Annotated in this window: 8 protein-coding genes and 1 pseudogene; 4 read left to right on the forward strand and 5 right to left on the reverse strand. The window is 53.6% G+C overall.

Annotated elements, in window-relative coordinates:
- On the forward strand, positions 1-185 hold a 185-nt coding region (locus tag BN2476_RS44410), incomplete at its 5' end, for a response regulator transcription factor (RefSeq protein ID WP_143811244.1).
- Between the two features lie 429 nt (positions 186-614).
- Here BN2476_RS44410 and BN2476_RS50080 read toward each other — a convergent pair.
- Positions 615-982, reverse strand: a pseudogene (locus BN2476_RS50080) (transposase family protein); the annotation flags it as partial.
- A gap of 213 nt (positions 983-1,195) precedes the next feature.
- Here BN2476_RS50080 and BN2476_RS44420 point away from each other — a divergent pair.
- Complete coding sequence (locus BN2476_RS44420) at positions 1,196-1,750, forward strand: porin (protein ID WP_235851262.1); 555 nt, start codon at positions 1,196-1,198, stop codon at positions 1,748-1,750.
- Here the strand turns inward: BN2476_RS44420 and BN2476_RS44425 are convergent.
- Positions 1,707-3,053, reverse strand: coding sequence for an IS4 family transposase (locus BN2476_RS44425; RefSeq protein WP_087740427.1), 1,347 nt, complete (start codon positions 3,051-3,053; stop codon positions 1,707-1,709). The two genes, BN2476_RS44420 and BN2476_RS44425, sit on opposite strands and share 44 nt — an antisense overlap.
- 138 nt (positions 3,054-3,191) lie before the next feature.
- Here BN2476_RS44425 and BN2476_RS44430 point away from each other — a divergent pair, with 138 nt between their 5' ends.
- Together BN2476_RS44430 and BN2476_RS44435 are read left to right on the forward strand one after the other, a co-directional pair.
- The gene (locus tag BN2476_RS44430) at positions 3,192-3,875 is read left to right on the forward strand and encodes a porin (protein WP_160111892.1); all 684 of its coding nucleotides are present in this window, start codon (positions 3,192-3,194) and stop codon (positions 3,873-3,875) included.
- A gap of 1,149 nt (positions 3,876-5,024) precedes the next feature.
- A complete protein-coding gene (locus BN2476_RS44435) occupies positions 5,025-6,317 on the forward strand; it encodes a cytochrome P450 (RefSeq protein ID WP_087740429.1) in 1,293 nt (430 codons plus the stop codon).
- A gap of 241 nt (positions 6,318-6,558) precedes the next feature.
- Here the strand turns inward: BN2476_RS44435 and BN2476_RS44440 are convergent, their stop codons facing one another.
- The 3 genes from BN2476_RS44440 to BN2476_RS44450 all read right to left on the reverse strand — a co-directional run bounded on the left by BN2476_RS44440 (position 6,559) and on the right by BN2476_RS44450 (position 11,062).
- Positions 6,559-7,917: a carboxyl transferase domain-containing protein gene (locus BN2476_RS44440; RefSeq protein ID WP_087740430.1), complete on the reverse strand. Its 1,359-nt coding sequence runs from the start codon at positions 7,915-7,917 to the stop codon at positions 6,559-6,561.
- Between the two features lie 85 nt (positions 7,918-8,002).
- Positions 8,003-9,241, reverse strand: coding sequence for an amidase family protein (locus BN2476_RS44445; protein ID WP_235851263.1), 1,239 nt, complete (start codon positions 9,239-9,241; stop codon positions 8,003-8,005).
- 132 nt (positions 9,242-9,373) lie between these two features.
- Entirely contained in the window at positions 9,374-11,062 is a 1,689-nt protein-coding gene (locus tag BN2476_RS44450) for an NAD(P)/FAD-dependent oxidoreductase (RefSeq protein WP_087740432.1), read from the reverse strand.
- Between the last annotated feature and the right edge of the window lie 855 nt (positions 11,063-11,917).

The following is an 11,917-nucleotide window of genomic DNA, read 5'->3' on the forward strand; positions in this document are numbered from 1 at the left end:
ACCGCGAATTTCAGGTGCTACAGATGCTCTCGGGGGGCCTCACCATCAACGAAATCGCCGACGGCTGCGCGCTCAGTGCGAAAACGATCAGTACATACAAGACGCGCCTGATGCAGAAACTCGGACTCGCGAACAATGCCGAAGTGATACGCTATGCGATCCGGCATGGGTTGATCGTAGAATAAGCGGGGACGAAGGTGAATGGAGCCTGCGCTTTTCTCTTTCAAAGGGGCAAACGTCGGGCTGAGGCACTGTTAGCTTTTCCTAGTGGCGCATTCATCATTCGCTCTGGTGCGCAAACCGTCTGTCATCGCGTCACCGGGGCCCGCCGGGCCCCAGAGGAATCTCTTGCGGCGCGTACCGGCGTTCGCCCAGGTGCAATAACAGCGGATAACACCTACCTGCCCCTGAAGTGAATGTCCGAATTCAGCGCGACGTTCCTTGATGGACGATGTAGCCAACTGCCAGACGGGCTCCAGGACATGTCCCCCGACGCCAGTGGGCGCGCTCCGTTTAGATGACCGCCTTCTTGCCTGACGTAGCGAACCGTGCATTTTAACCGTACCCATCGCTCCGAGTGTATCGATGCCCGCGTAATTGTTTCGGCACAGGCTTGCATGAAGCATGCGGTTGAAGAACGGTTTGTCGACTGCTTTGTCGCGCCGCTTCTGCAGCAGGGTGTCGAGTTCGGCCGCATGTTCGCCGTATGTAATATCCACCGCAACGTCACAAACACTTCGTCTCGATGCCGTGTGGTACCGCATGTGCGGCGAGCCGATTTGACCCCCACCGTGCGAAGTCCGCGCCGAATCTGTCGCATCAACGTCGACTGGTTGAGTAGCGGACGACAACCCCATTCGAAAACAAATCCCTCGATGTCGCACAGGTTCAACTGAAAACCGCGGTAGTAGGGGCGCAAGGCGCAACTGACGACGATCGCCGGGAAGCGACGGCCGCGATAAAGTGATCTGCTCTTTGTCATCGGAGCATCTTACTCAACCGCTCTTGCCAACTTAACAACGTCTTCGCACGCAGTCGCGGATGCGGGTTTTCCCACGGCAGGCGGTTGTGTGCTTTGTTGCAACACCGACAGAGTCCGGCGCATCTGTCAGATCTGAGTGTCTGCGAGCCGAGGCAAAAAAAAGCATTGGTGACTTACCGGACTCCCTGCTTCGGCCTTCCGTTTGCGAGTGGCATGAATTTGGCTTTTAACTCCGTCGGCTCCAATGTCTGTCGGATTTTTACAAGGATACTGGCCCTCATCAATGGTGTATACATTGATTCAGGAATGAAGACGATAAAGATTGTATTCGCAATTGTGACGGGTGCGATTTTGGGACTAGCTGGGGATCCAAGCCGCGCGCAGAGTAGCGTCGCACTATATGGTGCGCTCGATGTTCTCATTGATATTTCAAATCAGGGTAGGGGAACGCTAACTCAAATGTCGAATGGCGGCACGTTCGGATCGCGTTTTGGTATTATGGGTAGTGAAGATATCGGCAATGGTTACAAAAGCGTATTCCGACTTGAAGGCGGATTCGCTCCTAATACTGGCACTGTACAGCAGGGCGGTGCACAATTTGGCCGACAGGCATATATTGGGTTCGAAGGGCCGAATGGGGCTTTAACTTTTGGCCGACAATACTCACCAGAGTTTCTCGCTGTGAGTGAATACGACGTTTTTCAAGGAGGCTTAGGCCATCTCGTTATACAGAAGTGTCGTACCCGTTGCGCAGGATCCGGATGGTGATCACCGCATCCATGACACGCTGCATGCCAATCCACAGTGTCTTCGCGCCGGGTTCACCATCGCCCTTGCGTCCGAGGAATCCACCGAGTGACGCGATCATCCGTATCATCTGGTTAAGCGTCGGTGGTTTTTTCGGGCGGGGTTTCTTTGAGAGCACGTGAGCGCCGTGTATCTCGTCAGCCTCAAAGAACAGCGAAGCATCCAGGTCCGGACAGGTCCTCCCCAGCCGCATGAGCCGTGCGATACGCCAGGACACCACCATATACAGCACAAGCGCCTTCTCCACGCGCTCCATCTGTGAGAGCTGCAACGTTTCAACCCGGCAGGCGTTCTTCAACACATTGAAGTACATCTCGATCTCCCACCTCGCGCGGTACCAGTCAATCAGTTCGGTGAGCGCATGTGCATCGCGCACTTCGCGATTGCTCAGCAGGCGCCAGACGACTGGCTTTACACCAGTGGGCGCATTCACTTCACATGCCTCAATGCAGCTCAGCTCGACGTCGCCGCGCCCGGGTAACGTCACGCGCTGTGCTCGCAGCTCCTGCGTCACTTCACGCGCCTTCTGGCCACCCCGCCCGGGCAGCACGAAGCTGATATGACCGAGCACCTCGCTCGCGTGTACCGTCTCCCACAGTTTTGCTTCGCCCTTGAGTGCGCGGTTGTGCTGGGAGCGGATCAGCCAGTCGGCCGGTTCGCCCAGCTCCTGCGCACGCTGCATGAGCGCGGCGATATCACCTTCGCGATCGGCCACATATACCAGCCGCGTGCCCGGCATGGCTGCCGCCTGCTGCGCTACGATCTCGTAACTTTCGATCCATCGAACGCTCTCGCATACGCCGCCACGCTGGCCGTTTTCGTCGCGCGGCTCGCGTGCCCACATCCAGGCGTTCATGACGCCCAGCGCCTCGCGATCCGGTGTGACCGCATAGGTCGCGTGAAGATACATGCCCACCTGCGCTTCGTAACTGAGCGGGCCGGCCCCCTCGATGTCCTGGCCGTTGAAGTTCAGCTCGGTCGTGTCAGCCACGCACAGGACTACCGGTGACTCGCCCATGCGCACAGCGGTCCGCTCCCAGTGCGGCTGCATCATGTCGCGCCAGTCGATGTGCTCATTGCCCAGAAAGCGGTACGCCGCCATGGTCTCGGCCCAGCCCTCACAGGCACCCGGAATACTGGCCGTGGGACGCGCGGCAAACCGCTTTAGTAATTCCTTCGCGCGACGATCCCGCCTCGGGTCACCCAGATCCAGTGTTTCAAATTCCTCGTCCACCCACGCTCCCGGCTCATTACGAATCTGCATTCGAAAAGTCGAGAGTAAACGCGAAATTCCGGCCGTTAACAACCCCCGTCACGCCGGTGCATCGCTCAATGCGCTTTCGGAAAAACGTCTGCTACTGCGCCACTTCTGTATAACGAGATGGGCTTAGGCGGGAGCATCTTGGACGTTGATCGCACTCTGCCTAATGATGTTGTTCACGGTGTGCTCCTTACTGAGAGCATCACTTGCCGTGTTGATAAATCGATTCTTTACTCATCCCCAAAAATCTATGGCTTCTCGGTTGCATTGATGTATGGCCTCGGCGGTGTGGCGGGGGCTACAAGTGCTGGGTCAACTTTTAGCGGAGCAGTAAACTATAAGCGCGGTCCAGCCACCTTTCATGCAGGATATCTATATAAGAGGGATGGGGCGGTTTCCGGATATTATGAGGGGTGGGGCATCGGCGGTAGCTATGAGATTGGACCGGCAAGGGTATATCTCGGATATACCAAGGATGACTACTCGGACAGAACTGGCGCACGATCGTTGCAAAATACGGTACGTTATGCCATTGCTAATCTGGGGGCGAGCTATCAGGTTGTACCCTTGACAGTTGTAGTGGCGCAAGTGATGAAACTGATTGACACCTCAGATGGGCTTGCTCAATCACAAAATGTTCATGTAGTGGGGCTAGGTCTTTTCTATGCACTTTCAAAGCAAACAAATCTGTACGTCGGGTACGCACAAGTCAAAAATAAAAATGGGTCCGCTTACACGCTGGGACAGGCATTGTATTACGGGGTATCAGCGTCTCCCAACTCAACAGCACGGGTGTTAAGATTCGGAGTGCGAACGACATTCTAGCGCGCATGAACACGGGAACTTTGCGACCAGGCGGTGCCTTTGTCTCGTGCAACTCTTCAATCCGTCAGAATACTGACGCGCACAACTTAGGATGCAACGGTTCAACCGGTTAACTGGACGGGAATTGACCGAGGCAGTCGGTGAACGATACGGTACCGCGGGTTCTGAGATCGAGACAGGAAGCGCGAGATGCCGCTCCTCGTTCTGCGCGCGACGTAACAGCTGTGTCGCGAGCCGCTGTATTCGAGGACGAAGTCGGGTCTTTGGCGACGGCTATGCCGATGTGGTGCGGGCCCGCGCTGATCACGATGTGGGAGGACGCGGACCGGACTGGTGCTCAAGGCGCTCATTTCAACGCTGATCGACTCGATGACACGGCAAGATCACCTGCCGCTATCGGAGCAGATTAGCCGACGGCGTGATGACAGATAATGGGACCGGCAGGACCGAATGGCTAGCAATGCCTTATCGAAGCGGTGCGTTCGTTCTCGGGCACAGCCGATGGGTTAGCCGAGCCTTTCCGCCAGAATCTTAAAGGTTTTGTTATGCCGATGCTGAAAAAATTGACCTTACTCTCACCGTCAGGCTCGGTGCCAGTGGCACTATTGATTCCGATCAAGCCCCTTACTCGCAAGCTCTTCCAGATGAAAGGTGCGACTGTACACTTATGCCATGATCGATAGGTCGGTTGCATCGCTGTATGGCCAGCTCTTTCGAGCAAAGCAACTCACCGACATATCGTCGGCCGCAAGAGCTACGTTTGGTTCCCTCACCCCGAGCGCAGGGGCGAATATCTTAATCATCTTACGATCTTTGCCTTCATGATCGCAGGAAGCGTGAGGTTTTCACCGGCCGTATAATCTGCGCTCGAAACGGTCAATGCCGCGAGGTGTCAGATTGTGCGCACACAGCAAAAGCCAGGAGGACTACGATCTATGAGATAGGCGAAAGAAAGAATGCGTAGCTCGTGAAATCGGCAGAGTTGCCGATTCGCAGACGTCGACGCGATTGCATCATTCCGCGGCGCGCCGAGCCAGCCACTTTGCCTGCGCTCTCGTCTGGTGGCCCGTCTTCAGGTGTATGGAACGGCTTTTGAGCCTTGCCTCGAATGGTATCGAGCTTCTAACAACAAACCGTCCTACCAGTATCATGAACATGTCAAATTACGACCTGCCGAAAGACATGGCAAACCATCTGGTTGATCCGCATTACTATACCAACCTAGATCGTCTCCATGAAACGTATGCTTGGGCGCGCGCAAACAACCCTGTCGGGCGTGCAATAGCGGACGGACATGATCCGTTCTGGGTGGTGACCAAACACGCCGACGTCTCCATGATTTCACGAGACAACGTCTCGTTTCGCAACGGCGACTATTCTGTCGTCTGCCGGCCGAAAGCGTCGATCAAGCATGTGATTTCCGCCACTGGTGGTCCAAACATTGTCCGATCGCTTGTGCATGTCGATGGCGACGAGCACAAGAATCTACGTGCTTTGACACAGTCATGGTTCCTGCCGAACAGCATCAGCAAGCTTGACGACCGCATTCGATCGCTCGCACATGAGATGATCGCGAAGCTGCTGCAGCGGAGCGGGCACGTGATCGATTTTGCGAATGACTTTGCATCGCACTACCCGCTGAATGTGATCATGGATATTCTCGGCGTTCCGCAGGAGGATTCTGTGTGGATTTTGACGCTGACTCACGAGATGTTTGGAAGCGAGGATGCTGAATACAAGCGCGAAATGCAGCGCCAGGGCGAATCGAGCAGCGCGATGGGCAAAGCTCTGCTGTCCGTCGTGGCCGACTTCAAGGATTACTTCGACCGCCTCACCGAAGCTCGCCGGAAGAACCCACGCAACGATATCGCGAGTTTGCTGGCCAATGCGGTGGTCAATGGTCAGCCTATCGATGAAGCGACCCGTCTTGGCTATTACGTGATCATCGCCGCGGCAGGGCATGATACGGTTTCGTCGTCCACCTCAGTCGCGATGTGGGCGTTGAGCCGCTTCCCTGAGTTACTGCCGCGACTTAAGGCGGACCCCTCGCTGATTCCGCAGTTTATCGACGAAACCTTTCGCTACGCATCTCCAGTGCGTCATTTCATGCGCACGGCAACTGCCGACACCGACGTTCGAGGCCGGACAATCCGAAAGGGCGATTGGCTGATGCTCTGCTATGGCTCGGCAAATTGTGACGAGGAAGTCTTTCCTGAGCCGTTGAAATTCAATATCGACCGCAAACCGAACCGACATCTCGCATTTGGTGTTGGGGCTCACGTATGCCTTGGCCAGCATCTCGCGAACATGGAGATGCGCATCCTGTTTGAGGAGCTGATCCCGAGGTTGCGGCTTATCGAGCCGGCTGGTGAAATCGAATTGATCGCGTCCAGCTTCGTGGGCGGCCCGAAGCATCTTCCAGTACGCTGTATGATGCAATGACCATTGCATCAGAAACAGCCGCTGCCACGAAACCCACGAAGATGATTGGCGTAACGATCCTGCGTGGAATGGCCCAAATGCTTCCAACATTTCCAGAAGCAGCTATCGGTGAGTCGCGTCAATATTTGATGATCATATATTATAAGCGCGGCATGTCCAATACTTTGTGTATGAAAGTTTGAGCGGGATTTAAAATCTTGATAATTTTCAAATCGAGGGGACGAGAAAATATGTAGGTCATTCATTTGGCGGGAAATAAATATTTAATTACTTGATTCCTCGTGGATTCAATCTTAATTACGTCAGTAATCAGTCCATTAATTTTCAGTAACTCCGGATTTTCAATTTCTTCGGTTAGTCCCTGCATTGTGGACCTTGCGTCCTCATCGAAGGTTGATAAAACTTTGTTCATGGTATCAGGGCTGAAAACGCCAATCTGCGCATGCGGATATGCCAACACCGCAACTGGGTCGAATCCGGGCCCGCACATGGCGTACACACCGCCTGTGTATGCCTTTCGGGCAACAAGGAGTAACTTCGGCACCTTACATTGAATATGCGATCTAAACAATTCTGCCGCCGCGGAGAATATGCCGGTACGTTCGGCTTCTCTACCGATCATGAATCCGGGGACATCAGCAACAAATATGATTGGTGTTTTGATTTTAGCCGCAATGTTTATCATTTTAACCATTTTGGATGCGGATTTTCTGTGAATTATTCCTCCGTTATATCGGGGATTGTTGGCGATAATTGTAGTCAGATTTCCTTTGATGCTTGCATAGCCTGTCAATACCTCTTGCGCGAATTGTGGGCTTATTTCCGTCAGGCTGCTCTTATCGATAAAAGAATATAGTAAATCATGTATATCATAGGGTACTCGGTGATTCGATGGGATTAATTTTTCAAAATCAGTGGGATCAGGATCTTCATATTCGCGAGCGTTGGGTGAGCTGCCTTTGAAAATGTCATTAATCATTTTTTTTAAGCATCGGAATAGGTTTCCTTCGTCTTCAAATACCAGTTGAACCGAGCCCGAGCCCTTGCTGTGGACATCGGTTCCGCCTAGTGAATAGAGGTCGGACTCCTGCGCCAACATGGCTTTCACCATATCCGGTCGACCCATACATAAAGCGCCTTTCTCAGTCATCAGTACTAGGTCTGCAAGCATCAGCGGTAAAGCAAGTGGACCTGACGTAGGTCCAAGTATGGCGGAAACCAGCAGATTTGTTTCTGCCAATTCCGCGAGAGATGCACTTACTCGGCCCATTCCCGATGGAGACAAAAGCAGCTTGGACATGTCTCGCGAAAGCACTTTTGTCGTGTCGAAACTGCCTACCCCTCCAGTCTGGTCTTGAATGTAGATCAACGGAGCACCGTCATTCTGGGCCTGAGTTACTGTTCTTACGATTTGCCTAGCGGTGTGCCACTGACCACTTCCCCGGAACTCACAGTCTTGCCCGCGATTCATGACCAGAAACGTCTTCACCGAATTTACCGATCCTTCGCCGCAGATGAAATGACTTTTCTCGTCCGGGTGGTGATCAACAAAACTGCCAGGGTCAAAGAGCGCGTTTATCCTCTTCAATGAAATTTGCATTTATCGCCCGCCTCCTGAGAGTGCGTGTGGATACCTGTTGCTATTGATGCCGTTGCTCCGAGCGGTGCTAAACGGCAGGCCACTTTTACGAAGTCAGAATTTCTTCAATACACGTTGCTACAGCCAGGAGGCGGCGGTCCTGACCTCGCGCCGCATCCAGACTCAGTCCCACCGGCAATTCCTTATCGGGGGCGACAGGAAGGGTAATAGAAGGCATTGCGGCGTTGCTCGCCAAATCAGTGTTGCGAATCACGTCCGCAAATAGTCCTGGTCGGCCGGCATCGATCAGGCGTGGTACGCAACGCGGAACAGTTGGGTACGCGAGAAGATCAATGTCCCAGGTGTTGAACAACGTATCCATTTGCATACGTAACGCGGCTATGTTTTGTATTGCTAACGAATAGTCTCCGGCGGAGATAAACTTTCCGCCCAGATTGGTATGAATGATATCGCGGACATTGGGGTCGAGAATGTTATCGAATACGGTATTTATTCTGTTTGCCCACCCCAGCGAAAGTAACGTGCGCGGAAAGTCCGTGAAAAATTCGTAAATCGGGACGGTAAAGGTCCCGGCCTTGTTTAGCGCGGCAACAGCCGAGTCATCCAGTTCGATGCACTGGAAACCTGCGTGAGTCAGTCGTCTGACGGCATGCCAGCAGTACGTTCGGACATCGTCATCCAGTTCCGTCCACATCGACGCCGGAAGGCCGATTCGGCGTCGAGTACTTTTCTGTTTTATCGGAAGCTGATCTTCGGGAGAGAGCAGCTCATATAGAAGCCGCGCATCGTTCGCTGTCTGCGTCAGCAGGCCCGGTGAATCCTTCGTTCGGGAAACGGGGATGATCCCGGCTGAGGACCACCGACCACTTGTGGGCCTGAAGCCCGTAATGCCACAGAAGGCGGCCGGTATTCTTACCGAGCCGCCGGTGTCCGTCCCGATCGCGATGGGAACGATGCCGGCTGCCACAGCCGCGGCACAGCCGCCACTGCTGCCTCCAGCCAAATGCTCGGGAGCTGCCGGGTTTACGACAGTCCCCCATTGAGGATTGATCGATGTGATGCCAAAGCTAAGTTCATGCATATTGTTCTTGCCGGCGACGACAGCGCCGAGAGATTTCAGCTTTCTGACGATAGAAGCGTCGCGCTTGGCAATACAATCCTCCATTCCCGGTGTTCCCGCGGTGACGGGGAGACCCTTAACACAAATATTGTCTTTTAAAGAAAAAGGAATGCCATAGAGCGGTGCACCTTTCAAAACATCGCTTGCTCTAGCAAAGTGTGCCTCTGCATCACATGTACTAATGAAGCAGTTGAGCTTTGACACAAGTACATCCGCGCCGAGCATGCGCTCCCGGATTTCGGCTGCTGACAGTGCACCAGTCCGTATGCGATCGCGGAGCGATTGCAGAGTGTTTTCCGAATGCATGGAGTTTCAAATATTAGGGAACGTGCGATATCAGTAACGGTAAGCGCTGCGGATTTCGTCAAGCGGGTTGCCGGGCAAAAGTTTCCCTCCCGCACTGCGTATAACGGCGCAGACACCGTTTACACCCGTCTGAACGGCTCCCTCAATCCACCCTCCGGTGAAAGAACAGCCGCATCCAGCCAGATAGAGGCCGGTATCCTTTGCGGGATCATTTGCGGTCTGGTACTGAAAGAAGAGCCGTTGTGAATAGACATCCTCGCCGGGATAGTTGAGCTTAAAGGCACCGGAGGAGTGCGGGTCGGTCAACCAGTCGTGGTGAAGGACACTACGTTCATAATCACCGGCGGCGGGAACCATGTGGCGCGCAAGTTCTGGATGGAATGTAGCAAGATCCTCGACAAAACGCTCACACCGCTGCTTTTTGTCGGGGACACTCAGTAGCTTGTGCGCATCGTCTTCCCAAGTGTAACTGAGTAAGACCACACCCCGACCATCTGGCTTATCGGGTTCGTAATCAAGACAATATACGCCTCGGGCGAAACCATCCGATTGAATGGTGACTGGCAGTCCGTTTGTGATCCAGAATTTGTCTCGGGTGAGCATGAACAGTTTCGACGACCCCGTGAGATGTGTTTCCCTGACGGCTCGCGATACGTCGCGGCTTAGAAACGTTTCGTCGTCTGTCAGACAGTGAGCGATTTGCATTGCTCTGTTGTTGCTCGTAACGATCACGCGGTCGAAAGCCATTATTCCATCTGCATCCGTTACGAGCTTTATCTTCCCGTCTTCTTTGTAAATGGGTCCCACGGTGCTAAAGCGAACCCGTTCACCAACAGTGCTTCCTCCGATCTTCTGTCTGGCTAGCCGCTCAGCCAGTGTCGAAATTCCGCATGAGATCAGGCGCTGATCATCGAGATAGCCGTTAATGACGAGGCGCAGGATTTCAGTGAATCCTGCCTGATAGACAGGTAGAAAGCCGCCGGAACCTATCCCTAAAGAGCCAAACAGATCGAAGTCGTCAGGTCTTCTCCATGGCGCACCGCCGGGTGGGTTCGGGGCAGTGAAAATGCTCACAATCGCGGCATAAAAAGAACTGTCACGAAATGCGTCGAGCCACGCCTGCCATGCTGCACGCGCTTCCTCCAGACGATGCGACTTCAACATGGCTGTGATTTCTTCTGGCGCCATGAGAGAGACACTGTTTAGCACGCACCCGTCACGTAGTAAGGCTTTCCAGCCTTCATGAACGCGTCTGAATAATGGTGGCGGGGGGTCTCCTGCAGGCCAGACATGACGAGCACCGCGATAATGCAATTCGGTATCAACCACTCCTGGATCCGGGAAAGACGCTGTCGTGCAAATGTCATGCTTGTTAAGGTAATGAAAAAGACCGGTTGCGCTAGGAGGAACCCGCATCGCGCCCATTTCAGCAATTAGATTCGGATGCCGTGGATCAAATGTTTGTGACCAAATCCTTCCTCCAATGCGATCGCGGGCCTCAAATAACGTAATGTCGTTTACACCTGCTCGCAATAGTTCTGTGGCAGCCACAAGACCGCTGATACCAGCTCCCACTATGGCGACTCGGGGAGCGGGGATGCCGGACGAAAAGGAGCCAATTCCACCTTCAGACTCGCAAAGCTGGAGGAAGGGAGCGTAGTCATACAACAGGTCAACAGTCGGTGATGGACTTTGTGAAAATGCGACACGGTTCTTCATGGATTGTCTCCTTTTTGGCAATGCATCCGCCTAGGGAACGATGATCGATGTAAATGCAGCAGTGGCCAGTCGCAAAGATCGATGAACGAGGGCTAACCATTTTCCGTGGCCGAAGGTTATGCTGCATGCCGCAAGAAGAATCTATTCATTTAAGCTTCAGTGAGTGTGACCATAGCAAGATCGGAGGAGCTATATCAAACAAATAAAATTGATATTTGTAGCAAAATAATTAGGGAGTCTTCGGCACTTTTTGTGACGACGCGCTGGTGAAAAAGCGATGCGACAGAGCCGCCGCGAAGCGCTCATTCCGATGAATGTTGCGTTCGAACCCGGTGCCCGCGCAGGATTGTTACCGACGCAGTTGCGGGGCTATCCGGGGGCGAAGGCAGACCTTCCAGAACTAGCTCAGGTGAAGAAAATCTTCCTCGGAGCAGTCGCACGTGTGAACAACCGCGTAGAGAACAGCCATCGGCCAACCTGTAGCCGCGAGCGCCAGATTGCAGGTTTCGCGATGCGTGCACACAGGTATTTCTTTCGCGCTTGCTTTGGCCTGAATCGGCGACATTTCGCACTGTTTTAGATACCAGATGAACGCGGAAAGGCGTCGGTGCTTAAAGGGCGCATCGCTCTATGTCGTCGGTGGCCTGGCTGTTTCGCTATCGATTCTAATTGATAATAAGGATATCTACACTATGACGTTTGTGTGAACTACAAGCTACTTGACCGGACCGGTTGAAGGTCGGTGGGCGGTCATGGAGTAGCGAGAGCCATTTGAAGATCAAATGGTTCCTATCCAAACAATCGATTTTTGAAATTTCTGGAAATGCCGCATAGTATGTGCTGTGCTGTGCTGTG

The sequence above is a fragment of the Paraburkholderia piptadeniae genome, from assembly GCF_900007165.1.
Classification (GTDB): Bacteria; Pseudomonadota; Gammaproteobacteria; order Burkholderiales; family Burkholderiaceae; genus Paraburkholderia; species Paraburkholderia piptadeniae.